General features: G+C 62.4%; 21 protein-coding genes. 9 read left to right on the top strand and 12 right to left on the bottom strand.

Annotated elements, in window-relative coordinates; all coding sequences use genetic code 11:
• Positions 1–189: 189 nt before the first annotated feature.
• Positions 190–2,493 (top strand): PAS domain-containing sensor histidine kinase, encoded by a 2,304-nt coding sequence (locus V1294_RS16360; RefSeq protein WP_334498586.1) that lies wholly within the window; start codon positions 190–192, stop codon positions 2,491–2,493.
• A gap of 8 nt (positions 2,494–2,501) precedes the next feature.
• Here the strand turns inward: V1294_RS16360 and V1294_RS16355 are convergent, their stop codons facing one another.
• The 6 genes from V1294_RS16355 to V1294_RS16330 are packed head-to-tail and all read right to left on the bottom strand — an operon-like array spanning position 2,502 to position 8,479.
• Complete coding sequence (locus tag V1294_RS16355) at positions 2,502–3,287, bottom strand: ABC transporter permease (RefSeq protein ID WP_334498584.1); 786 nt, start codon at positions 3,285–3,287, stop codon at positions 2,502–2,504.
• Positions 3,284–4,153, bottom strand: a complete 870-nt coding sequence (locus tag V1294_RS16350; RefSeq protein WP_334498583.1) for an ABC transporter permease — start codon at positions 4,151–4,153, stop codon at positions 3,284–3,286. The genes V1294_RS16355 and V1294_RS16350 overlap by 4 nt, the downstream gene beginning before the upstream one ends.
• Positions 4,154–4,207: 54 nt before the next feature.
• On the bottom strand, positions 4,208–5,263 hold the full coding sequence (locus V1294_RS16345; RefSeq protein ID WP_442895449.1) for an ABC transporter substrate-binding protein: 1,056 nt from the start codon (positions 5,261–5,263) through the stop codon (positions 4,208–4,210).
• A 40-nt stretch (positions 5,264–5,303) separates the two neighbouring features.
• Positions 5,304–6,611 (bottom strand): NAD(P)/FAD-dependent oxidoreductase, encoded by a 1,308-nt coding sequence (locus V1294_RS16340; protein ID WP_334498581.1) that lies wholly within the window; start codon positions 6,609–6,611, stop codon positions 5,304–5,306.
• 19 nt (positions 6,612–6,630) lie between these two features.
• Positions 6,631–7,329: an HAD family hydrolase gene (locus V1294_RS16335; RefSeq protein ID WP_190241675.1), complete on the bottom strand. Its 699-nt coding sequence runs from the start codon at positions 7,327–7,329 to the stop codon at positions 6,631–6,633.
• A gap of 55 nt (positions 7,330–7,384) precedes the next feature.
• Positions 7,385–8,479 (bottom strand): ABC transporter ATP-binding protein, encoded by a 1,095-nt coding sequence (locus tag V1294_RS16330; RefSeq protein WP_334498580.1) that lies wholly within the window; start codon positions 8,477–8,479, stop codon positions 7,385–7,387.
• Positions 8,480–8,732: 253 nt separating this feature from the next.
• Here V1294_RS16330 and V1294_RS16325 point away from each other — a divergent pair, with 253 nt between their 5' ends.
• Entirely contained in the window at positions 8,733–9,680 is a 948-nt protein-coding gene (locus tag V1294_RS16325; protein WP_334498578.1) for a LysR family transcriptional regulator, read from the top strand.
• A gap of 13 nt (positions 9,681–9,693) precedes the next feature.
• On the opposite strand, the gene V1294_RS16320 is transcribed toward V1294_RS16325, so the two are convergent.
• The 3 genes from V1294_RS16320 to V1294_RS16310 form a co-directional block, all read right to left on the bottom strand.
• The gene (locus V1294_RS16320) at positions 9,694–10,584 is read right to left on the bottom strand and encodes a LysR family transcriptional regulator (protein WP_334482147.1); all 891 of its coding nucleotides are present in this window, start codon (positions 10,582–10,584) and stop codon (positions 9,694–9,696) included.
• A gap of 287 nt (positions 10,585–10,871) precedes the next feature.
• The gene (locus tag V1294_RS16315; protein ID WP_334498576.1) at positions 10,872–12,689 is read right to left on the bottom strand and encodes an adenylate/guanylate cyclase domain-containing protein; all 1,818 of its coding nucleotides are present in this window, start codon (positions 12,687–12,689) and stop codon (positions 10,872–10,874) included.
• Between the two features lie 52 nt (positions 12,690–12,741).
• Complete coding sequence (locus V1294_RS16310) at positions 12,742–13,674, bottom strand: ABC transporter substrate-binding protein (protein ID WP_334498574.1); 933 nt, start codon at positions 13,672–13,674, stop codon at positions 12,742–12,744.
• Between the two features lie 294 nt (positions 13,675–13,968).
• Here V1294_RS16310 and V1294_RS16305 point away from each other — a divergent pair, with 294 nt between their 5' ends.
• Positions 13,969–14,817, top strand: coding sequence for a metal-dependent phosphohydrolase (locus V1294_RS16305; protein ID WP_334482152.1), 849 nt, complete (start codon positions 13,969–13,971; stop codon positions 14,815–14,817).
• A gap of 63 nt (positions 14,818–14,880) precedes the next feature.
• Here V1294_RS16305 and V1294_RS16300 read toward each other — a convergent pair whose 3' ends face one another.
• Both V1294_RS16300 and V1294_RS16295 read right to left on the bottom strand, forming a co-directional pair.
• Positions 14,881–15,312: a nuclear transport factor 2 family protein gene (locus tag V1294_RS16300; protein ID WP_334498572.1), complete on the bottom strand. Its 432-nt coding sequence runs from the start codon at positions 15,310–15,312 to the stop codon at positions 14,881–14,883.
• A 164-nt stretch (positions 15,313–15,476) separates the two neighbouring features.
• On the bottom strand, positions 15,477–17,171 hold the full coding sequence (locus V1294_RS16295) for a winged helix-turn-helix domain-containing tetratricopeptide repeat protein (RefSeq protein ID WP_334498571.1): 1,695 nt from the start codon (positions 17,169–17,171) through the stop codon (positions 15,477–15,479).
• 128 nt (positions 17,172–17,299) lie between these two features.
• Between V1294_RS16295 and V1294_RS16290 the strand changes: the two genes are divergently transcribed.
• The 4 genes from V1294_RS16290 to V1294_RS16275 all read left to right on the top strand — a co-directional run bounded on the left by V1294_RS16290 (position 17,300) and on the right by V1294_RS16275 (position 20,756).
• Positions 17,300–17,620, top strand: a complete 321-nt coding sequence (locus V1294_RS16290) for a hypothetical protein (RefSeq protein WP_334482159.1) — start codon at positions 17,300–17,302, stop codon at positions 17,618–17,620.
• A gap of 71 nt (positions 17,621–17,691) precedes the next feature.
• Entirely contained in the window at positions 17,692–18,486 is a 795-nt protein-coding gene (mddA, locus tag V1294_RS16285; RefSeq protein WP_442895344.1) for a methanethiol S-methyltransferase, read from the top strand.
• Positions 18,487–18,615: 129 nt separating this feature from the next.
• Positions 18,616–18,780, top strand: coding sequence for a hypothetical protein (locus tag V1294_RS16280; protein ID WP_442895343.1), 165 nt, complete (start codon positions 18,616–18,618; stop codon positions 18,778–18,780).
• Between the two features lie 338 nt (positions 18,781–19,118).
• A complete protein-coding gene (locus V1294_RS16275; protein ID WP_334498569.1) occupies positions 19,119–20,756 on the top strand; it encodes a B12-binding domain-containing radical SAM protein in 1,638 nt (545 codons plus the stop codon).
• Positions 20,757–20,796: 40 nt separating this feature from the next.
• Here the strand turns inward: V1294_RS16275 and V1294_RS16270 are convergent, their stop codons facing one another.
• Positions 20,797–21,573: a DUF4394 domain-containing protein gene (locus V1294_RS16270; protein ID WP_334498567.1), complete on the bottom strand. Its 777-nt coding sequence runs from the start codon at positions 21,571–21,573 to the stop codon at positions 20,797–20,799.
• 153 nt (positions 21,574–21,726) lie between these two features.
• On the opposite strand from V1294_RS16270, the gene V1294_RS16265 reads away from it, so the two are divergent.
• Both V1294_RS16265 and V1294_RS16260 read left to right on the top strand, forming a co-directional pair.
• On the top strand, positions 21,727–22,305 hold the full coding sequence (locus V1294_RS16265; RefSeq protein WP_108513038.1) for a sigma-70 family RNA polymerase sigma factor: 579 nt from the start codon (positions 21,727–21,729) through the stop codon (positions 22,303–22,305).
• Positions 22,302–23,054 (top strand): anti-sigma factor, encoded by a 753-nt coding sequence (locus V1294_RS16260; protein WP_108513039.1) that lies wholly within the window; start codon positions 22,302–22,304, stop codon positions 23,052–23,054. The genes V1294_RS16265 and V1294_RS16260 overlap by 4 nt, the downstream gene beginning before the upstream one ends.
• Positions 23,055–23,446 lie beyond the last annotated feature (392 nt).

Here is a 23,446-nt window from a genome sequence, read left to right as displayed (position 1 = left end):
GCGGACCCGTTCCCGTTTCGGACTCACCCTGAGGGCGCCTTAATTCGCGTTGGACAACATTTATTTCGAATTAACGAATCGTTGACACTCGACAGCCCGGAAAAACTGGATTCAAATCGCGGTGATTCGGAATGACGTGGGGTTCCTTCCGGACAATGTGCAAAAGAGCCTTCGGCGGGGGTCTAAAGCATGGCGCGCGCGCATGCGGCGAACGCATGTGTCCAATCCGATTCGATCAAGGGATTGGCGCAGTCGATCGCAAAACCTGCCTACCACCGGCTGCTCATCGCAGAGCCGGCGCTTCGTCGCGCCGTGCCGACGCTCATCATTGCCTTCCTCATCACCATCTGCCTCGGCGCCTTCGTGCAGGTGATCGACCAGAGCCGGCAAAAACGCGCCGCCATGAAGCGCGACCTCTCCGCGCTCACCGACCTCTTGGCCGAACGCCTCGACCGCCTTGGCTCGGTCCGGCAGGACCGCGCCGCCAGCATCGAACGGCTGCAGAGCCTGCTGCCCGACCTGATTCCGGCCTGGGGCGCCGCCGCCGGCCGCCACGTCATCATCACCGGCTCCGATCACCGGATTCTGGCCCGCGTCCCCGTCGAGGGCAGTCTTGGCGACAGCGATCGCATCCTCGACGTCATCAGCACGGCGCAACTGCTCGCCGCCCCCGGTCAGCAGGGCGTCATCAGCGACATGACGCTGCCGAACGGCAACGGCGCGATGGCGATCTCGCGGCTGGTCAAATCGCTGCCGGGCCAGGTCATCGTCATCCAGGAAAAGAACGAGCCGCTGTGGGGTTCGGACGCCGCATTGTCGGTGACGCTGTCGGCCACCACCGGCTTCGTCGTGCTGATCCTCGGCTTCGCCTTCCACTGGCAGTCGACCCGCGCCCGCGAGGGCGACCTCATCAACGACGCCGTGCGCGGCCGGATCGACACCGCACTCAACCGCGGCCGCTGCGGATTGTGGGACTGGGACCTCTCGCGCGGCAGGATCTTCTGGTCAGCATCGATGTTCACGATGCTCGGGCTAGACTCCCGCAACGACCTCCTCACCTTCGGCGAAGTCAATGCGCTGGTGAAATCCGACGACATCGACCTGTTTGAGATCGCCGACCAGATGATCGCCGGCAAGATCGACCACATCGACCAGACCTTCCGCATGCAGCACACCGACGGCCACTGGATCTGGCTGCGGGTGCGCTGCGAGCTCAGCCAGGACTCCGCCGACGGCGGCTTGCACCTGATCGGTATCGCGGTCGACATCACCGAACAGAAGAGCCTCGCCGAGAAGACCGTGGAGGCTGATCTGCGGCTGCGCGACGCGATCGAGACCATCCCGGAAGCCTTCGTGCTGTGGGACGCGGAAGACCGTCTCGTGCTCTGCAATTCGCATTTCCAGCGCCTGCACAAGCTGCCGGATACGGCGGTGACCCCCGGCACGTCGTATGAGACCGTGATCGAGGTCGGCAGCATGCCGGAAGTGCGCACCAGGCTGCAGGAGACCGGCGCGCAAACGCCGGGAGCCCGCACCTTCGAAGCGCAGCTCGACGACGGCAGCTGGCTGCACATCTCCGAGCGCCGCACCAAGGACGGCGGGTACGTCTCGGTCGGCACCGACATCACCCGCATCAAGGAGCACGAGCAGAAGCTGATCGAAAACGACGCCCGCCTGCGCGCCAACGTGATCGACCTCAAGCGCTCGCAAGCCGAGCTTGCCGACCTCGCGGAAAAATACTCGCAGGAAAAGAACCGCGCCGAGGAAGCCAACCAGGCGAAATCCAAATTCCTCGCCAATATGAGCCACGAACTGCGCACGCCGCTGAACGCCATCATCGGCTTCTCCGAGATCATGGGCAGCGGCATGTTCGGCGTGCTCGGCTCCGACAAGTATCAGGAGTACTGCCACGACATCCTCACATCAGGGAAATACCTGCTCGAAGTCATCAACGACATCCTCGACATGTCGAAGATCGAAGCCGGCCGCATGAAGCTCGACATGGAGCGGCTCGACCTGTCGAAACTGCTGGCGGAGTCGGTGCGCGTGGTCTCGGGGCGCGCCGAGGACAAGCATTTGACGCTGGATGCCGATATCGAAAGCACCATTTCCGTGACGGCCGACCGCCGCGCGGTCAAGCAGATCTTCGTCAACCTGTTGTCCAATGCCGTCAAGTTCACCCCCGACGACGGCAAGATAACCGTGCGCAGCCACGTGCTGCCCAACTCGATCGTGCTGATGATCGCCGATACCGGCATCGGCATCGCGCCCGCCTCGCTGCGTCGGCTGGGCAAGCCGTTCGAACAGGTCGAGAGCCAGCTCACCAAGACCTACCAGGGCTCGGGCCTTGGCCTGGCCATCGCGCGGTCGCTGACCAGCCTGCATGGCGGAACGATGCGGCTGCGCTCGAAGCTCGGCACCGGCACCGTGGTGCGCATCACGCTGCCGCGCGACATGCGTTCAACCGAGCCGAAGAACCAGGTCGCCGCCTGACCTGCCGCTCACGCGCCCTTCTTCGACCGGCTGGTTGCAACCAGCACCAGCATGAACGAGACCGCGGTCATCAGCGTGCTGATGGCGGCAATCGTCGGGTCGATCTCGTCGCGAAGCGCGGTGAACATCCGCTTGGTCAGCGGCTGATACTGGCCGCCGGAAATGAACAGCGCGACGATGGTCTCGTCCATCGCCGAGATGAACGCGAAGATGCCGCCCGCGATCACGCTGGGCTTGATCTGTGGCAGCGTCACCACGAAGAAGCTGCGCAAGCGGTTCATGCCGAGGCTGCGCGCCACCATCTCCTGCGTGGCGTCAAAACTCTGCAGCCCCGCAGCAACCGAGATGACGACGTAGGGCAGACCGAGCATGACGTTGGCGAGCACGAGGCCGGTCATGGTCGCGGCCAAGCCGACCTTGGCATAGACGAAGAAGATGCCGACCGCGGTGATGATGATCGGCACCACCAGCGGCAGCAGCAGGGTCATGTGGATCAGCCGCATGATGCGCCATTTCGACTGGCTGATCGCATAGGCCGCCGCAACGCCGAGCGGCGTCGCGATGACGACGGTGAGCACGGCGACCGTCAGCGTCACGCGGGTCGCCTGCATCCAGGCCGGATTGCCGACATATTCCTGATACCAGCGCAGCGACAGCGACGGCGGCGGAAAGCTCAGGTAGCGCGCGGCCGAGAACGACATTGGCGCGATGATCAGGATCGGCACGATGAGATAGAGCAGCACCAGCGCGCAGGTCACGACCAGCGCAATGCGGAATGGGCGGGACATCGTCATTTTTGCCCCAACACGCGATCGAGCGGAATGAAGCGGCTGACGGCGAAGAAGATCGCGCCGACCGCGACCAGCAGCACCACGCCGACGGCGCTCGCGGCGCCCCACTGGTCGTAAAGTTCGACATTGCGGCTGACCAGCATCGATATCATGATGGTGCGGCCGCCCCCGAGCAGTTCCGGCGTGATGTAGAAGCCGAGGGCAAGCACGAAGACCAGCGTGCTGCCGGCCAGCACCCCGGGTAGCGACAGCGGCAAAAATATCCGCCAGAAGGTGAGCATGGGACCGGCGCCCAGGCTGGCGCCGGCCTGCATCAGATCGCGCGGGATCTGCTGCATGGTGGCGTAGAGCGGCAGCACCATGAACGGCAGCAGGATATGCAGCGTCGCAACGACGGTGCCGAAAGTATTGTGAACCAGCGCCAGCGGCTCGTCGATCAGACCGAGCTGGCGCAGCAATTGATTGATGACGCCGGTCCGTTGCAACAGCGCGAGCCAGGCATAGGCGCGGACCAGCACGCTGGTCCAGAACGGCAGCACCACCAGCGCCAGCATGATAATGCCCCACCGTTTTGGCGCAATGCTCGCCGCATAGGCAATGGGATAACCGAGCAGCAGCGCCAGCAGCGTCACCAGCAGGCTGATTTCAAACGTCAGCGCAAAGCTGCGCCAGTAAATGCCCTCGCTCCAGATCCGGCGGTAATTCTCGAGCGTAAAACCGTTGTGATAGACCGACTGCCAGGCGAGCCAGCCGACCGGCAGCACGACCAACAGCAGGATCACGAGCAGCGCCGGCAGCGCCAGCGCCAGCATCAGGCGCTGCTCGCGACGTTGGTGGAGTACCGAGAGGTCCTGCACGGGGCTGCTCATGATGATCCTGCGATGGCGCGGCGTGCCGACGCACGCCGCGCCGGGTTGATGGAACTATTTCTGCATGAAGCCGACCCAGCGTTTTTCCGCAGCCTCCCCTGCCGGCGACGACCACCAGGCGTAGGACATCAGCGCCTGCTTCGCCGCGTTTTCGGGCGCGCTCGGCAGTTGCGCGACCCGCTCCGGCTTGATGACGCCGGTATCGAAGGCCTTCGGGTTGGCCGGGCCGTAGTCGATATGCAGCGGCAAATTGGCCTGGTGGACGGGATCGACCGCCTCGTTGAGGAAGCGGACTGCGGTCGCGAGATTGGGCGCATCCTTGAGAATGCAGAGCGAGGTGCTCTGCAGGATGCCCTGATTGTAGGTATAAGCGACCTTGGCGCCTTCCTTGGTCAGCGCGCTGACGCGGCCGTTCCAGGCCATCACCATATCGACTTCCCCGTCATTGAGAAGCTGCGCCGATTGCGCGCCCGAGGTCCACCACACCGTGATGTTGGGCTTGATCTCCTCGAGCTTTTTGAAGGCGCGGTCGACATCGAGCGGATAGAGCTTGTCGGGCGCAACACCGTCGGCCATCAGCGCCGCCTCGAGCGTGGCGATCGGGTGATTGCGCAGCGCGCGCCGGCCCGGGAACTTCTTCACGTCCCAGAAATCGGCCCAGCTATTGGGCGCCGCCTCGGCCGTGTATTTCTTTTGGCTGTAGGCCAGCACGCTCGAATAAAACTCGTAGGCCACCGAGTAAGGAGAACGATAGGCATCGGGCATCGCGGCGCCGTTTGGCAATTTCGAGAAATCGAGTTTTTCGAGCAGCCCCTGCTCGCCGCCGCGCAGGCAATAGCCGGTCGGCACGTCGACCACATCCCAGGTCGGCTTGCCGCTGGCGACCTGCGATTTGATCGCGGGCCAGGCGTCGGGGATGCTGTCCTGATTGATGGTGATGCCAAGCTTCTTGGCGGAGGGATCGAGGATCGCGATCGTCTGCGCCTTCTGGTAGGCGCCGCCCTGGGAAACGAAGGTGATCTGGTCCGCATTGGCCGGAAGTGCCGACAGCGTCGCCAAAGCGCCAAGGGACACGCCGAACAGTGCATGCCGGCCGCAAGATGTAATCATCATGTTCAACCCCTCTTGTTATGATCAGGCGTTAGGACTCTTAACGCCCGATCGCATCCAGAAACTGGTACCAGCCGGCCACCGCGCGGACGGCCGGTTCGCGGAACGCATAGAATGGAATGGTCTTGAGACGGCCAGCATCGAGCAGGCCGAGATCGACCTTCTCCCCGCGCACGAGGGCCGCGAGGTAGCGGCCCATCAGGCTCGACATCGCGACGCCGGCGCCGTTGTAGCCGACCGAATAAAGGGTGCGATCATCGAGCCGGCCGACATGCGGCACGGAATCGAGCGTCATCGCGACAAGGCCCGACCATTTGAACGCGAGCGGAATATCCGCAAGCTCCGGGAAGATGCCGACCATTGCCTTGCGCAGCGCATCGAAGGCGCTTTCGGAATCCTGCTTGCCGAAGGCGCCGCGTCCGCCAAAGATGACGCGGTCGTCGACCTTGCGGAACCAGCGCATCATGCGCTTGGTCTCGGTGTAGGTGCGCCCCGTCGGCATCAGGCTGCCGGCGAGGTTCGGCGACAATTTTTCGGTGGCGATGAGAGCGCTGCGGAACGGCACCAGCGTCCGCTGCACGCGCGCGGTGGCCGACGTCAAATCGGAATAGCTGTTGGTGGCGATGATCGCCTGGCGCGCCCGCACGACACCGTCAGGCGTTTCCGCCACGACACCGTCACGATCGCGACGCAGCGCGAGCACCGGACTTTCCTGAAAGACCGGCACGCCGCGTTGCGCCACGCCTTTGGCGAGGCCCCGCAGATAGTTCAGCGGATGGATACCGCCGGAGCCGGGATTGAGAATCCCGCCGACAAAGCCCCGCGAGCCGGTCTCGTCGCGCACCTGGTGCGGATCGAGGATCCTGACCTCGGTGTCGCGCATCTCGCGCGTCATCCAGGCGGCTTCGTCGATCGCGGTCCGCAGCGTCGCATCGTTATGCGCGGCCTTGACTTGTCCGCTGCGTGTCAGCCGCGCGCTCTCGATGCCGAATTCGGAGACCAGCTCATCGACCATCTCGACGGAGTCATGCGCGATCTCGTACATGCGCCTGGCCATGGCACGGCCGTGGGCGGCGTCTATGTCGCGAAACGAGAGGCGGAATTTGGCGGTGATGACGCCCCCATTGCGGCCGCTCGCACCCCAGCCGGGATGATTGGCTTCAAGTACGACCGGCGAAAGACCGCTCTTCGCGATATGATGCGCTGCCGACAATCCCGTGTAACCCGCGCCGATGATGACGACATCGGCCTTCACTTCGCCGGCAAGCTTCGGAAAGGCAGGCAACGGCTCCGCCGTATCCGCCCAGAGCGAGGCGGCCGGTGCTATGGGGGTCCAGACCTCTGCCATATCAGCCGCCCTGCCCGTCTCAGCTTCCAACCGCGGCGTCGGCGAATGCCTTCATCGTGGCAAAATGGAAATCGGGCTTTGTGAGCTCCGGCACCTCAGGCGTGCCACCAAAACCTTTCATGCCCTGGCGCCGCTCGATCCAGCAGACCTTGTAGCCAAGCTTGCGGGCGATACCGATGTCGTGATGCTGGCTCTGCGCCACGTGCAGGATTTCGGACTGCTTGTATCCGAACGCCGACTGCCGGCCCTTGTTGTAGGCGAAGAATTCCGGATTGGGTTTCGCAACCCCGGTATCGTCGGCGCAGATCGTATCGTGGAAGGGATTGTCGAGCGCGTGGGCATAGCATGACAGCGCGACGCGATCCGCGTTGGTCATGGCGACCAATCGAAATTTGGTGCGCAGGCGCTTCAGCGCCTCGACCGAGTCCGAAAACGGCTGCCAGCGCAACACGGCGAGCTGGAAGGAATCGCAGGCGGCATCGTCGGCCGGCAGTCCCAGCTCCTTGGCGAGGTAGCGGTAGACATGGAACATCACTTCGCTCGACCGCTCCGGATGGGCGTCGCGGCCGCGCTTGTAGGACGCGAAGATCTGATCGTCGCTGAGCTCGGCCGCCTTTCGGCCGGAGATCTTGCGCACGGCATCGAGCACGCCGGCTTCGAAATCGATCAAGGTACCGACGACGTCGAAGGTGAGAACCTTGAAGCTATCATAGGACATTTTCATCTCTTGTTTTGGTTGGTCTGGTGTTGCACTCGGGGTTTGTGATCGACGCTCATTCCCGCGCCTTTTCTTGCGCTTTGGGCACGACGATGGTGTCTTCAGGGTGGAGCGTGACGGTGATGTCGCCGCCAACCGGAGGTAACAGGCGCGAAGCGTGGTAGTGGCTGGGCTGACGCAGGCTTAAGGACGTACCGTCGGCCAGTTGCAGGAACACGCGAAGGCTTTCGCCCTGATAGACGATGTCGGTGACCTTGCCGGTCAAACGGTTAAGCGCGGTATCCGCTACGCCGTCCGCAATCAGGAGCTTCTCGCTGTGCACCGCAAGCATCAGCGCCTCGCCGCTCGGAATCGCACGCGCGCTTTTCAGGACGGCCGGCCCGAGCGCCACGCTGCAGGCGTCGATGCGCCGGACCGGCAACAGGCTCGCCTCGCCGATGAAGCTCGCCACGAAGGAGTCGGCGGGATAATCGTGCAGCCGCTCCGGGCGATCGATCTGGACCAGCCGCCCGTCCTTGAGGATGGCAACGCGATCACTCATCGTCAGCGCCTCGCGCTGGTCGTGGGTGACGTAGATGATCGTGGCGCCGATCCGCTTGTGCAGCTCGCGCAGTTCGATCTGCATCGCTTCCCGTAACTGCTTGTCGAGCGCCGACAGCGGCTCGTCCATCAGGATCAGGCGCGGCTCGAAGATCATGGCGCGTGCCAGCGCCACGCGCTGGCGCTGGCCGCCGGAGAGCTGGGCGATGCCGCGCGCCTCGTAGCCCGACAGCCCGACCATCGCGAGCGCGGCGCGTACTCTCGCAGCCCAATCCGCCTTTGCAATCCGTCGCGCGCGCAGCGGAAAGGCGACGTTCTCGCCGACGCTCATGTGTGGAAACAGCGCGTAGTTCTGGAACACCACGCCGATGTCGCGTTTGTGCGGCGGCACGAACGTGACGTCGCGGTCGCCGAAATGGATCGAGCCCGACGAGGGTTGAATGAAGCCGCCGAGGATGCCGAGCAGCGTGGTCTTGCCGGATCCGGACGGCCCGAGCAGGGAGACAAACTCGCGCGGCGCGACGTTGAGGGTGACGTTGTCCAGCGCGCGGACGGCGTCATAGTTCTTGCTCGCGGCCCTGATGTCGACGCTCTCTCCGCCCTGGTCCAAATGATCGACCCCGTTGCGTTACCGAGGGCGTGCACCGATGCGCGCCATCGACGTCACCTGCGATGGCGCAAGCGACGGTTGAAACCGGCATGATCTCGTCTTATAGACCGGGCACTTCAGGGCGGCTCCCAAGGCCGTCCCCGCCGCGCCGGATTTTCAATCTTGCCCGTACTGGCGGGCGATCGGGCAAGCCAACCAGAGTTGCCCGGCAGGGGCAATTGCCAAATTCTCACCGGCGGCATAACATCAGGTTATGCCTGACCTCCGCCGGAAGCTGCCATCAAGCCACGCGCTGTTCGTCTTTGACGCCGCGGCGCGCAACGGCAGTTTCACGGCAGCGGCGGCCGAACTGAACGTCACCCAGCCCGCGGTCAGCCGAATGCTCGGACAGTTCGAGGATTATCTGGGCGTTCGGCTGTTCGACCGGACTAATGGCCGCGCGGCCCTGACGGAAGACGGCGAGATCCTCTATCGCCACGTATCTGATGGATTCCGCAGCATCGAGGGCGGCCTGATCGAGATCGACCGCCGCCGCAAGGGCACCGAGACGGTCACGCTCTCAGTCTCCTCGGCGTTCACCACGCATTGGCTGATGCCGCGCATCGACAAGCTGCAGCGCCAGTTTCCGACCGTCGATCTCCGCTTCCAGCTTATTTCCGGGCCGCTGCGTGGCCCGGTCGACAATGTCGATCTCGGCATGCGGTTTCGCGACCGATACGATCCCGAGCGGAACGGCGCGCTGGTCATGAAGGAAGTCATGCTGCCGATCTGCAGCCCGGCCTATCGCGACGCTGATAGCGCGGACGGGCCGATCGAGCCCAACACCATCATCCGCCTCGCCGATACCCCCGGCGATTGGGCTGCGGAATATCCGGCCTTTCTCACCAAACGGTCCGGGCCCGCCAAGTCATTGAGTTTTTCCGACTATGCGGTGGTGGTGCAGGCGGCGCTGCTCGGCCAGGGCATTGCGCTCGGCTGGCTCACGGTCGCAGCCCATTGGCTGCTGACCGGCGCGCTGGTCCCGGCCTCGGAAACGCTCAGCACGACACAGCGGCTTTGCGAACTGGTGCACCCGCATGACCGGTCGATCCGCCCCGTCGTCGGCGAGATCCGCGACTGGATCATCGAGCAGATGCGCAGCGACATGGCCGCCATCGACCGGCTCTACCCGCGATTACGGCTGATGCCTGCGAGCTATTAGGAACTGGCGCGATCTACTCCAGCGTCGGCGCCACTTCACGCGCGACCTGCACCAGCGCCGCGATCAGGGGCGTCATCGGATCGCGCTGCGGGATCACCAGCCCGACGCTGTAATCGACGACGGGATCGACAATCGGAATGCTGCGGATGGTGTCGGCCAAGCCCAGGGTCTCCGCGAGCTTTGCCGGCATCACGCTCGCCCAGCGCCCGGTCTTCACATGCGTGTAGAGGACCACAAGCGAGTTCGAGGTCAGCGTCGGCGTGGCTTCGGCCCCGACCGATGCCAGCGCGCGATCGATGATGCGGCGGTTCTGCATGTCGGGCGTCAAGAGGCACAGCGGAACCTGGCCGACCTCCTTCCAGGTGACCTGCTTGCGATCGCCGAACATGGCATCGGGCGCCGTCAGCAGGCGATAGCTCTCGTTGTAGAGCGGAATGGTGCGCACCTTGCCGATCGGTTCGTTCTCGATATAGGTGAGCCCGGCATCGACCTCGAGATTTTCCAGCAAGCCCAGCACATCGGCCGACGTGCAGGACTGGATGCGAAAGCGCACTTCGGGGTAGCGCGCGCGGAACGGCGTCGTCAGCGACGCCACCATGCCGAGCACGGTCGGGATCGCGGCGATCCGGATCTCGCCGGAGAGCTTGTCCTTGAGGCTGTTGATCTCCTGCCGCATCGCGCGGGTGTCGCCGACAATGCGCCGCGCCCAGTCGAGGGTGCGTTCGCCCTCCGGCGTAAATCCCTGGAACCGCGACCCGCGCTGCACCAGCATCACGCCGAGGATTTCCTCGAGCTGCTTGAGGCTGGTCGACATGGTCGGCTGGGTGACGCCGCAGGCCTCCGCGGCCCGTCCGAAATGCCGCTCCTTTGCGAGCGCCAGCAGCAGTTCAAGCTTGTCGATCAAGGAGATGGTCCCAGGAAATGTGGTGGCAAAGGCGGTCGCCCGGTGGCCAGAAATAGCACGGACCGGCGGCCATCAATACGTCAAAAGCGGCGTCCGGAGGGCTCGATTTCAGGGGCAATTCGGTTCTCATATCGCCTCATTTTTCAATCTTATCAGTCCGTCATTGAGGATTTCTTGTAGCCGGATGGGCTCCGCGAAATCCGGGGCCACGCCAACACCGTCCCGGACATCAACAGCGTCCCGGAAATCGCTGCGCTCATCCCGGCTACAGGACTTTTTTCCGTCATTCAGCCAGCGTCTGTCGGAGAAAGCTCCGGCGCTAGTCTGCCAAATCCTGCTTCAACGGGTCGAACGTCAGCAGGCCGGAGCCGACAGCCGGGATGCGGCAGCGGTCCGGCGTTGCGAACCACCGCAAAAACCTCCAGAGCACGGTCGTAGCCCTTGATGGCCCGCTCTCCAATGGATGCAAGGGCGGTGCTATCCTTGACATGCCCGGTGACAACCGGATCCACCAATATCTGCGCGTCCTCCGCCAAATCGCAAAGCCGCGATGCCAGATTGACGACGTTTCCGATGGCCGTGTAGTCGAGGCGTCCGTGCCAGCCGAGCGTTCCGACGGTCGCAGGTCCCATCGCGATACCCACGCCGAAACCAATGGCGCAGTCACGGGCGTTCCAGTAGTTCGCAAGGGATTGCACCGCAGCCTGCATGTCGATCGCAAGCCGGATACCGCGCTGCGCGGGATTTTCGCAAGCGACCGGCGCGTTGACGAGGACCATCACGCCGTCACCGGCGAAGCGGATCAGGGTGGCGGCATGGCGGGCCGTGACGGCGCCGATCGCCTCATAATACTCCCTCAGCACGGCGATAATGACGTCAGGCTCGGCGCGCGCGGAAAACGCGGTGAAGCCGCGCAGATCGCCAAAAATCGCGACCACCTCGCGTCGTTGTCCGTCCAGCACCCCCTGATCGGAGTGTTCGACCAGTTCAGCCACTTGAGGCGCAAGGAATTGCTTCAGACGATTGATCCGCTCGGACTTCTGCTGCGAAGTGGCAAGTTCTCCCGCCATCTGGTTGAACCGGATCGCCAATTGCTCCAGTTCGTCGTGGCTCTTGATCGTGATGCGATGGTCGAACTGCCCCATCCCGATCCGTTCGACGCCATCCTCGAGTTGCCTGATCGGTCCCCACATGCGGCATGCTCGCCAATAGGCCAGGACAAGCGCGAAAACGATTCCGAAACCGATGAGCATCAGGGAGCGCCGCAGCGCGGCACGGATGGATTCGAACGCCTCCAGGACCGGCTGCTCCGCGATCACCGTCCAGCCCACGTTGGGGGCACGCACCGAGAGCGCAACGACGGGCTTGCCGTCCTCGCCGGTCGTGGCGACCGCCGATCCATTCGCGGCGCTGACGACGGACTTGAGGCGGTCGAACTCCCCTGCCCCGGCACCGCTGCGCAGCACAAGGCTGATGTCCGGGTGGGCGATCAGACGCCCGGAGTCGTCGACGACAAGGGCATGTCCGGTGTCGCCGATCCTGATCGCCGCGATGATATCCCAGATCAGTTTGAGGTTGATGTCGGCAACGACGATGCCGGCGGCCGCACGGTTTCCCGCAACCGCGATCCGCATGTAAGGCTCGGAATCGCGCTGATAGTGCACCGGGCCATACCAGACCCGGTTGGCGCGCGCGCCGACAACCGCAGGATCCGCCGACATGTCCGCGCCGCGGCCGGTTCTGTTCATGCTCACGCGGGATACGAAAACGCGTTCGGTGCCGGTCGGGTCGACCAGCGAGAGCGAGACGATCGCCGGCACCTGCTGCAGTAAACGCAACCCGTCGACCCTGCGCTGGTCGTCCTCGCCCGCCGTCCAGGGAAACTGCACGACCCAACCGAGCTGATCGCGTATTCCGTCGGTGAAGGCCTGTATCCGGTCGGCCGCCGAGCGCGCCTCGACCTGAAGAATTTCATCGAGATCAAGCCGATTATCACGAAAGGCAAACCAGGCTTCGGTCGCCGAACCAAGCGTCAGCGGCACCACCACTGCGACAAACAGCGTGACGAAGTACTTGACGAACAGGGAACGGCGCGGACGGGTCACCGAACGGGCATTCTATAGACGGAGTTTCGAACCAGATTCAGACGCGCCGGGATCATTCGATCACCCTGTTGGCGCGAAACAGGACGGACGATTTGTCCAGGTCAATGCCGAGCAGTTCAGCCGTCCTGAGATTCACGACCAGCTCGAACTTCGTGGGCTGCACGACGGGAAGGATGGCGGGTTTTTCGCCACGCAGGATCCGGTCGGCGTAGGTCGCAAGCCAGAAATAGGTCGCGCGCTGGTTCGCGCCATAACTCAGAAGTCCGCCAGCGTCGCAATATTCGCTCCAACCGAACATCGAAGGCAGCCGATGCGCGATGGCGAACCGGGCAATCTTGTCCCGATGCACCAGCGTGAGGACATCCGGGAAGACGAGCAATGCGTCGGCACGCGCGTCTCCCGCCGCCGCCAGTCCCTTGTCCAGTTCGTTTTTGCCGGCAAAGGGAACGTAGACGATCTCGATGCCCAGCGCCTTGGCGGCTTCCCTGGTCGCGCGCCACTCCGATTGTTCTCCCGGATGAAGGCTGTTCGAAAACACGGCAAGCCTGCGCACAGCCGGCACGGCTTCCTTCAGCAGCTCAACCCGCTTCCCCGCCAGCTCAAGCGAAAGGAAGGTCGAACCCGTGAAATTGCCGCCCGGCTCTCCGAGGCTCCTGACGAGGCCCAACTCCACCGGGTCGCCACTCAACGCAAACAGTACCGGAACGTCCGTTACCGCCGTCATCGCGCGCGTCGCCGGGCCGCTCGACACGGCCAGGTCGATGTTCCCTCGCCTCAGTTCGGATACGACCTCGCGGAGCGCCTGCGGATTGCCGGGCGCATAGTGCAGCTCGAAGGTAACGTTCTTTCCCTCGACGTAGCCGCGCGCCCGCAATCCCTCGCGAAACCCGGCCAGGAACGGGTCGGGCTGGGAGTCGGTGGATACCCAAAAAATGCGATAAACTTTTGTCGAATCCTGCGCGAGTGCGGCGGCCGGCCACGCCATCGCCGCCCCCAGAAACGCAATGAAATCTCGTCGATCCATGCCGGCCAATATGGCCCGGACCGGCTTGCCGCGCTTAGAGCCCGTATGCAGATAATCTAAAGATAATCTTGATTTTGGCTTGGTGGCTGTGTCCGGCCACTGCCCGCGGCGTCGCGCCAAGATACGTCACGGCGACTGACCAACCGTCAAATCTGCGTTGCGCCCACCTGCGCGGCGCGAGCGACACCCGGTCTGGCCCAACGACGTGCTACATTGATACCGGCGGCGTCGCACAACCGAGTTGGGAGAGGCCTCATGATCACAATCCCGGAACTGGTCGCGCAAGCCTTGGGATCGTTTCTGGCGTCGGATACCAGGAGCAGGTTTGGCTCCTCCCAAGCCCGGCTCGCTGAGTATCTCCCCTATGCAGCCAGGCTTACACTGGAATGCATCGGCAACAGCGACGCCCTGTATCACAACATCGAACACACCCTGCTCGTGACCCTCGCCGGCCACGACATCCTCATGGGCCGGACGATGCTGCGGACAACGACACCGGCCGACTACACCAATTTCATCCTGGCGTGCCTCACCCACGACATCGGATACGTTCGCGGAATCGTCCAGGGCGATGACGGGGACTCCTATGTCGCAGATCTCGGCGGCCGTACCATTCGCCTGCCACGCGGTTCATCCGATGCCGCGCTGGGGCCCTACCATGTGGACCGCTCGAAACTGTTCGTCTTCGAGCGGTTCGACTCTTTTGAAGAAGTCGATGCGAGCCGGATCGCCAGGGCAATCGAGTATACGCGATTTCCCTATGTTGCTTCATCGTCAAACGACGAACTGAACGAGGAAGAGGGCCTGCTACTGCGCGCGGCCGACCTTATCGGACAACTCGGCGACCCCAACTACCTGAAAAAAGCGAATGCCCTGTTCTACGAATTCGAAGAAGTCGGCATGAACAAAACGCTCGGCTACGACACGCCGGCAGACGTTGTCTACAGATATCCGCAGTTCTACTGGAACAACGTCGCGCCGCAGATCCAGACCGCCATACGCTATCTCAATGTCACCTCAAGTGGACGTCAATGGATCGCAAACCTGCACAGCAATGTTTTCAGGGCCGAGCGTGAAATGAACTTGTCCGGCCCGCAGCCGTGATCACGAGACCTTCGCCATGGAATCCGGCCGAGGCAAACGGCTGATCTGTGGACGAAGTCGCCGCTAGCCGATGCCATGCTTCTTAAGAAGCGCCTGCTCATCGCCTGACACCCAGCCGAAAACTTTCGCCTCGTCATCCAGCTTCTGCACGAGGTAGTGAACCTCGAAGTCTATAGCCGTGTCCGGTTGATCCTCGCGAGCATAGGTCGCCGTCCAGGCGACATGGGCCAAACAATGGTGTTGATCTATCGGGGAGATGCGAACATCGCGTATCCGCATCTCCTTGGTCCCTATTGCCCGATAGCGGGCGTATCCTTGCTCCATGACCTGCTTGAGTTGATCGTCGTTTTTCCCGGTCATGACACCGGCCGGCGAGGCCGCGATGAAATCCGAAGCATACAGCGATGCGACCTTATCCATATCCACGCCATCGCCGAGGGACCTGTTAAAAAAACTTTCGTATCGCTCAAATAGCTTCCTTACGGCAGCCTCCATCAGTCGCTCTCCCCGATTGAAATCTGGTGTCTCGGATCAGTATGCTGCACCGGACGCAGCAGCCAGCGGCTCTATGCGCTCTAACCGGTCACGTTACCCCGAAATTTAATGGGTCCTGACCCTGGAGCCCCGTTCCGATTCCATCGGAACGGAAAAGGCGCTATCTAGGCGTTTGCAATACCGGCTACACGCAACCCTTCGACGAACCGATTGATGAAGCCCACATCATTGCAGAAGAAGAACTCCTGTCGCGCCGTTTCAACGTTGTAGTTTGACTTGCGTTGCAGCAGTTCCGCGGCCGCCGTTGCCGCCTGCGCCCGATCCCCGAGAAGTCCGAGCGACGCCGCAAGTGTCGCAAACGTCTGATAGGTGGCATTGGACTGCCGTGTCGCCCGCCTCGCGAATTCGACCGCTATGTCATACTCGCCAAGGGAGAAGTGCGCCCAGGAGCGGACATGGTGGAAAGCAGAAATATGGCTGTCGCGCGGGCTGAGCATGATCGCGCGATCGAGCAGCGTTTCCGCTTCAATCTCTCGCCCATACCAGAGTAAGTTGAACCCTTGGGCGAAATAGGCCTGCGCAAAGCTTGGATTGAGCTCCAGCGATACGTCGAGCGCCGCCAGCGCCTCGTCGTTCTGATGGGTAAGGCACAAAGCGCGTCCGAGCGCGCAGTGGCAGAAACAATCGAGCTCGTCGAGCGCTACCGCATGGCGCCCCTGGCGCAACGCGGTTTCCAGCCGCGCCGCGCGATCTTTCGGTTCGTCAATGAAGGCGCGTTGCACATTGACGTAGCTGAGCGCGCCATGGCCGCGCGCGAAATTCGGATCGGCCGCAATCGCCCGCTGAAAATAACGTTCGGCCGTGTCAAATCCCGGCGTGGTGAAGCGCCAAAAATTCCATAGACCACGTTGATAACAATCCCAGGCGTCCAGGCTTTCCGGCGCCTTGCGGGCGGCGAGCTGCTGCTCGACCTTCGACAGCTCGGGCTCGATCGTTGCGGCGATCTGGCGAGCCATCTCCTCCTGGATATCGAAGATATATTCCAGCTGCAGGTCGTATTTATCGGCCCACAATTGCTTTCCATCCGCTGCGCGGACGAGTTCCGCCGTTATCCGCACGGCATCGCGGTTCTTGCGAACACTGCCGACCATCACATACCTGACGCCCAGCAACTCACCGATTTCGCGGGCATCCACCACGCGTCCCTGGAACGCAATGGTCGAGTGTCGCGAGATGACCGAAAGCCACCGGTTACGGGCGAGAAGGCGAATAATGTCCTCGGTCAACCCGTAGCTGAAGTAGTCGTTCTCGGGGTCATCCGACATGTTTCCAAACGGTATCACCGCAATGGACGATCGCGTGACGGCCTCCGCCTTCACGGATTCCGAGACGACATCATCGAGGCGGGACACTTCGGAAGAAACCGAGACGCGGCCCGGAATGCTGCCCGGCGCGTCGGGAACAAGTCGCGCCGCCTCTGCATCCGTTTTCGGCGCGTCGATGGCCTGAACATCACCGACGAAGCGGAAGCCACGCTTGTGCAGCGTCCGAATGAGGGCCTGGTCGTTTCCGTTGTCGCCAAGCGCACGCCGGGCGCCATTGATGCGGCTGGAGAGCGCCGCCTCGGAGATAATCCGGCCGTTCCAGATCGTCTCGATCAGCTCATCCTTGCTGACAATCCGGTCGTGGTTGCGCACCAGATGAACGATGAGATCGAATACCTGCGGCTCAATATGTACGGCTTCCCCAAGCCGGCGCAGCTCGTGCTGGCTGAGGTCGATCTCGAACTCGGCAAATCGGTATTTTAATACCACTTCTGCTGATCCGGTACGAGGCTCCGCCCCTATCGGGCGGTTCAAGCTACAAACTAAGTAAAAACAGTCGCTTCCGGAGGAAAAACAAAGGTCTTCTCAAGGAATCCGCCAAGCTGGAACAGGCATCTCAATCTACAGCCGGGTCCATCATCGTACAATCGTAGGAGATGGCCATGACCGGCCTGTTGCTCAATCCCACCAAGGCGGATGTTTCGCAAGGCTTGTTGCCGCACGAGGCTGCCATGCAGCCCAGCGCGAGGATCCGCCCAAGCCCCGTCGCCAGCCCTCTCATCCCGCCCGCGCGCCTCAAGCGCCTTCTCAACGGCTGGATGGCCGCCGCCATCGCCTACCGCGAACGGCAGGCTGCTTTGCTCACGTTGCACCAGGCTGGCAATCGCGGCCTGCACAACAAGCGCATCTACCGCGGCCCGCTCGATGACGCCCTCGAAAGAGCCGCGCGGCTGCGCAAGCGGAGACGCCTCAAGCAGTCCTGAGCAAGACAATTGCCCCAAGACAATTTCAAGACAAGTCCCGACGTCAATATTCCAAACCAAGGAGATTTAAGATGTCGATTACGATGCACACCGGCCCGAATGCAGCGCGTACGGCCGTCAGCTCCCTTGCCATGAGATTGCTCACCCTCTGCTACGGCGGCCTCGCCTATCTGATTTTCTTCGGCACGTTTCTCTACGCGGTCGGCTTCGTCTCGGGATATGTCGTCCCCAAGACCGTCGATAAGACCGTCGATACCGGATCGACGTCCTCGCTGACGACGGCCTTGCTGATCAATCTGGTGGTGATGTCGATCTTCGCCGTGCAGCACAGCGGCATGGCACGGCAGGGCTTCAAGAGACTGTTCACGCGCTTCGCCTCGCCCGCGATCGAACGCTCGACCTATGTGCTGCTGGCAAGCCTGACGCTGATATTGCTGTACTGGCAGTGGCAGCCGATGCCGGCGGTGGTCTGGAACATCGAAAATCCCGCACTCGCCGGCCTCGCGACCGCGGGCGGATTCCTGGGCTGGCTCATCGTGCTCTACAGCACCTTCCTGATCAGCCATTTCGAGCTGTTCGGATTGACCCAGGTGGTGACGCATTTTGCCGGGCGCGTGGCTGAGCCCATGAAGTTCAAGACGCCGGGCCTGTATCGCCTGATCCGGCACCCGATCTATCTCGGCTTCATCATTGCCTTCTGGTCGACGCCGACGATGACGCTCGGCCATCTGCTGTTCGCCGCGGTGACGACGGCCTACATCTTCGTCGGCATCTATCTCGAAGAGCGCGACCTGGTGGCGTTGTTCGGCAGTGAATACCGTCGCTATCGCGAAAAGGTGGCGATGCTGGTGCCCCGTCTGTTCTGAAAAAGACGATCGAATCCGCGAAAGCGCTCGTCAAGACGCCCCTCGCCTGACGAACGCAACCGGTTCCGGAATCCGGCAACAAGCCGGCTGCAATCGGCTATTAACCAGCCAGTAACCGCTTGCCGCCCCATGTGGGAATTCTATCTCGCCGCCATCGAACTCGAATTCCTGCATGGCTCTCACATGGTGTTTCAAATTCTGCTGTCGACCAAACGTGATGCGGTGCCGATCACGCGCGATTCCATGATCGACTTCGAGCGGGCAGCCTGGGGGCGCGCACAGACAGCCGGCTGAAGGACGCCGACTCGACATTTCACCGACCTTGCTGACACGCGTCGAGGTGATCGAATAGGTCGGCCAATCACTTCCGGCAATGGAACTCTTCGGAAGAATCGCCCCCTTGAGTCCCGACAAACTGCGTGACACCCTGCCTCCAAACCTACGCTAGTGGATGCACACATCTCTGAAATCGACTCAGAAACAAGCACTTAGCTGGCGGTCGATTTCATAAGCGAATGAGCCATCGGCACTGCGCCAGCATTGAAATGACTCGTGTTTTTTCGTCGCGCACGCCGCTGGCTGCAAGAGCTCCAAAGATGTGTGCATCCACTAGCAAACCTACGGGGAGGCACATGACGATTCTCTGCCGTGTCCTGATGGTCTATCCGAAGTTCATTCCGAACTCGTTCTGGAACTATACGGAAGCCTGCGAACTGGTTGGCGCGAAGTATCCGGCCGCGCCACTCGGCCTGATCACGGTCGCCGCCATGCTGCCGAAGCATTGGGACGTCCGTCTCGTCAACCGTAACACCGAATCTTTGACGGACGCGGACCTCGACTGGGCCGATCTCGTGATGATCGGCGGTATGCTCAACCAGCAGCCTGATTTCATCTACCTGATCGATCTCGCCCATCTGCACGGCAAGCCAGTATGCGTCGGTGGACCTGATGTGTCCTCCAGCCCGCATCTTTACGCGGAGGCGGACTTCCAGGTGATCGGCGAGGCCGAGCAAGTCATCCAGCACTTCATCGCCGCCTGGGAAAGAGGTGAGCGCAAGGGCGTGTTCATCGCCGAGAAATTCAAGATCGACGTCACGCTAAGCCCGATGCCCCGCTACGATCTGATCAAGTTCGATCACTATCTCTTCATCGGCGTGCAATATTCGCGTGGCTGCCCATTCACCTGCGAGTTCTGCGATATTATCGAGCTATATGGTCGCGTGCCGCGCACCAAGACCAACGATCAGATTCTCGCCGAGCTGCAAGCGCTCTACGATCACGGTTATCGCGGGCATGTCGATTTCGTCGACGACAATTTCATCGGCAACAAGAAAAACCTTCGCACGCTACTGCCGCGGCTCAAAGCCTGGCTGGAAGAGCGCGATTATCCGTTCGAGTTCTCGACCGAAGCCTCGATCAATATCGCGGACGACGACGATCTGTTGCAGGCGATGAAGGACGCAAACTTTTTCGCTATTTTTGTCGGCATCGAGAGCCCGGATCCGGAGGCGCTCGTGCAGATGAAGAAGAAGCAGAACACCAGGCGCAACATCGCGGAGTGCGTCCACAAGATTTACGGCTACGGCATGTTCATCACCGCCGGCTTCATCGTCGGGTTCGATACCGAGAAAGTTTCGATGGGACAGGCGATGATCGACTTCATCGAGGAGACCAACATTCCAGTCTGCATGGTTGGACTACTCTATGCGCTGCCTGGCACGCAGCTGACGCGGCGGCTGGCCAAGGAAGGCCGCCTGCACAACGGCCATGACCTCATGAATGTCGAGCAGGCGGGCGACCAATGTACGCTCGGATGCAATTTCGACACCAAGCGTCCGCTTCGCGACATCCTTGTGGATTACAAGGCCGTGCTCGAGCACGTTTTCTGCCCGACGGCATACGCGGGACGACTGTCACGGCTTGCCGCCATGCTCGACCGCTCCGACCGCCGCCGCGACCTGCCAGACGGCGATATGCGCAAGAGGCTTGGCGGCATCGACAGCGTACACAAGGTCATGCGCACCCTGCCTGAGGTTCGCGAGCCGTTCTGGAAGACCTTCGTCGAAGTCGCCAAGACCAATCCGGGCGCGCTGCGTTACATCGTGATGCTGATGGCGCTGTACCTGCACCTCGGGCCGTTCTCGAAGCGCGTGATCAGTGAGATTGACCGCCGCATTGCCGAGTTGGACGGTATGCCTCCGGTCAGGGCCCCTCCAAGAGCGAGCTTCGCTCGTCTCGCCCCCGCAAGAGCGGGGGCGAGGGAGAAGTGAGCTTCGCGCCAACTTACGTTCAGCGTGCTTCAGGAATCCCCTACATTCCCATAATCGCGATGTCCTTCACCGTGCCGCTGACGCCGCTGATCTTTGCGGCCTCGGTCGCCTTTCCGGTGGCGAGATCGACGCTGTAGAGCGTGCCGTCCGCCATCAGCCAGGCTTCGTTCTTGCCGGCGCCGTCGGACCAGATGTCGAACGCGACGCTATTCGCCTTGATCCCGAGTTTGCCGATCGCGCCGAGCACGCCGTCGTTCGGCGGCGCCTGCTTGATCAATCCACCGATGGTTGCATCGATGTTGAACAGGGCCGTCTCCTTGGCGCCCTTCACCGAATTGGTATAGGCGCCGGCAACGATGTTCGGCTTCTCGCCCTTGTGCATGTCGCCCTCGGCATATTTGTGGTCGCCGTCCTTGGTCACCTTGCCGTCGTCGACATTCGCCCGCAGGTTCGCCCCGTCGGCGCCCATCACGCGCAGGCGGTCCGCCACCGGGTTGAAATCCACCGTCGCGGCCACGCCCTTGGCAAGCATGGTGTCGAGCTTCGACTTCAGCGTGGCCTTGCCGTCCGTCGCGATGGTCACGATGGTGCCATCATCGACCAGTCCATAGAGCATGCCGTCGGCCGGGCGCACGTCGATGCCGACCAGCGCACCGGAAATGCCGGTGACCTTGACGGACCCGGTCGCCTTCTTTTGCGCGGTATCGACCATCGCAATGCTGTCGCCGCCGATCAGGGCTGCGACCTGCGCGGCGTTGGCGGCTGCGGAGGACAGCAATAATGCGACTGAGGTGACGAAAATAGAACGATAATTCATCGGTGAGCTCCCTGTGTTGCCATGATCCTCTCGGGACCAACACAGCGGGTACCGGCGGCGCGGCAAAACGGATGCAGCACACCAAAAATAATTTTCGGAACATGCATCCAAATGCCGCATCTCAAGGTAGAACAGCTATGCAAAGGCATAGACATGACCGGAAATGGCACCATCACCGCGAGCCTGCAGGCTCCCGACCTGCTTGATCGGGAGCGCGAGGCGCAGCTTGCCGCGGCGCTCGCGCGTTGCGCGGCCGGCGACCGCACCGCATTGCGCGTGATCTACGACAGCGAGGCGCCGCGCATGGTCGGCATCGCGCGCCGCATCCTGTTTCGGCAGGACCTTGCGGAAGAGGCGGTGCACGACGCCTTTATCCGGATCTGGCGCGGCGCGGCCGGCTTCGATCCGCGCCGCGGCAGCGCGCGCGGCTGGCTCTATGCGGTGGTGCGCAACCGCGCCCTCAGCATTCATCGCGACGAGCATCGCTATGAGGCTTCAGATGAAAGCGTCCAGGATGTCGACTGCGAGGCCACCCTGTCGCGGATGCCGGAGACCAGCGCGCTGCGCCGGTGTCTCGAGCAGATCGACCGCCCCCGCCGCGACGTGGTGGTGCTGGCCTATGTTCACGGCATGAGCCACGGCGAACTGGCAGGAAGGCTCAAGGTTCCGCTCGGCACGGTCAAAAGCTGGGTACGGCGCAGCCTCTTTGCGTTGCAGGAGTGCATGGGATGAACCCGCACGACGCCGATAACGCCATGGCCGCCGATTACGTGATGGGCCTGCTGGACGGTGAGGAGCAGGCCGCCGCCGAACGGCGCATCGCAACCGACCAATCGTTTGCCCAGGCCGTCAGCGCGTGGCGGGAACGGCTTGCGGACCTCGATCTCACGGCCGAGGAAACCCCGCCGGGCGCGGCGCTTTGGCAGCGCATCGCGGATGCAACCAAAATCGCGCCGATCGACGCCCTGCCCTCCGCACGCGCCGCGCTGCGTGGCGCCACGCTTTGGCACGACATCAGGTTCTGGCGCGGCCTCGGTATCGGCGGCACCCTCGCCGCGCTGCTGTTTGCGGTGATCATGGTCGGCGCGTTGACAACGTCGCGTCACCTTCGCAACGACCTGATTGCGCTGGCGCAGAGCAAGCCCGTCTACGTCGCCGTGCTGGTGAATGACGCGACCAAAGAGGCCGGAGCCATCGTCAACGCATTTTCGAACGGCCGCGTCGAGCTCATTCCGCTACGCCCGATCGAGGTTCCCGCCGGCCGCACGCTGCAGGTCTGGACGCTGTGGGATCGCGCCGTTGGCCCGAAATCGATCGGCCTCACCGGCCAGTCGCGCACGCTGCAGCTGAATTTGGAGTCGTTGCCGGAGACGGTGCAAAATCAGCTGTTCGAGATCACGCTGGAACCTGAAGGCGGCTCACCCATCGGACGGCCGACCGGCCCAATCCTGTTCAAGGGCAATGCGGCACGGGCGTTGTAATGGCCGAGCCGTGCTGCTCGTACGTGACGGCAGCCGGTTCAGTCTAGTTTAGCACCAACCCTTCTTCCAGTGACCGGGCGGGCAGCCACGGCCCCGCCAGCCGACCTTGCGGCCGCGGCTCCAACCAAACGGTCGATAGCCGTGTCCACGGCCCCAACCATGCCCGTGGCCGCGTCCGCCCTTTACTTCGATCAGATCGGCGTTGACCTGGGCACCGTGCATCGATGGATGAGCCAAAGGCAGCGCTGTTGCTGGAGAAAGAAAGGCGATTGGCATTGTGAGCGCCATTCCCAAAAGTAGTTTACGCATGGACCATCCATTCCGGTTGAGTTGCGCAGGTGTCAGAACAGGAAAAAATGGCAATAGTTCCGCGCTTTTGAGACGGACTTCAA

It is taken from the genome of Bradyrhizobium sp. AZCC 1678 (assembly GCF_036924765.1).
GTDB classification, from domain to species: Bacteria; Pseudomonadota; Alphaproteobacteria; order Rhizobiales; family Xanthobacteraceae; genus Bradyrhizobium; species Bradyrhizobium algeriense.
The sequence above is the reverse complement of the archived record's forward strand: the minus strand, read 5'-3'. Positions and strand labels throughout refer to the sequence as shown.

Coding starts and splice junctions, on each gene's coding strand:
- V1294_RS16340 (WP_334498581.1), bottom strand. CDS start 6,611: ATGGCAGAGGTCTGGACCCCCATAGCACCGGCCGCCTCGCTCTGGGCG.
- V1294_RS16260 (WP_108513039.1), top strand. CDS start 22,302: ATGAACCCGCACGACGCCGATAACGCCATGGCCGCCGATTACGTGATG.
- V1294_RS16265 (WP_108513038.1), top strand. CDS start 21,727: ATGACCGGAAATGGCACCATCACCGCGAGCCTGCAGGCTCCCGACCTG.
- V1294_RS16350 (WP_334498583.1), bottom strand. CDS start 4,153: ATGAGCAGCCCCGTGCAGGACCTCTCGGTACTCCACCAACGTCGCGAG.
- V1294_RS16275 (WP_334498569.1), top strand. CDS start 19,119: ATGACGATTCTCTGCCGTGTCCTGATGGTCTATCCGAAGTTCATTCCG.
- V1294_RS16280 (WP_442895343.1), top strand. CDS start 18,616: ATGTGGGAATTCTATCTCGCCGCCATCGAACTCGAATTCCTGCATGGC.
- V1294_RS16345 (WP_442895449.1), bottom strand. CDS start 5,263: ATGATTACATCTTGCGGCCGGCATGCACTGTTCGGCGTGTCCCTTGGC.
- V1294_RS16310 (WP_334498574.1), bottom strand. CDS start 13,674: ATGGCGTGGCCGGCCGCCGCACTCGCGCAGGATTCGACAAAAGTTTAT.
- V1294_RS16300 (WP_334498572.1), bottom strand. CDS start 15,312: ATGGAGGCTGCCGTAAGGAAGCTATTTGAGCGATACGAAAGTTTTTTT.
- V1294_RS16360 (WP_334498586.1), top strand. CDS start 190: ATGGCGCGCGCGCATGCGGCGAACGCATGTGTCCAATCCGATTCGATC.
- mddA (WP_442895344.1), top strand. CDS start 17,692: ATGTCGATTACGATGCACACCGGCCCGAATGCAGCGCGTACGGCCGTC.
- V1294_RS16355 (WP_334498584.1), bottom strand. CDS start 3,287: ATGACGATGTCCCGCCCATTCCGCATTGCGCTGGTCGTGACCTGCGCG.
- V1294_RS16270 (WP_334498567.1), bottom strand. CDS start 21,573: ATGAATTATCGTTCTATTTTCGTCACCTCAGTCGCATTATTGCTGTCC.
- V1294_RS16335 (WP_190241675.1), bottom strand. CDS start 7,329: ATGTCCTATGATAGCTTCAAGGTTCTCACCTTCGACGTCGTCGGTACC.
- V1294_RS16290 (WP_334482159.1), top strand. CDS start 17,300: ATGACCGGCCTGTTGCTCAATCCCACCAAGGCGGATGTTTCGCAAGGC.
- V1294_RS16305 (WP_334482152.1), top strand. CDS start 13,969: ATGATCACAATCCCGGAACTGGTCGCGCAAGCCTTGGGATCGTTTCTG.
- V1294_RS16325 (WP_334498578.1), top strand. CDS start 8,733: ATGCCTGACCTCCGCCGGAAGCTGCCATCAAGCCACGCGCTGTTCGTC.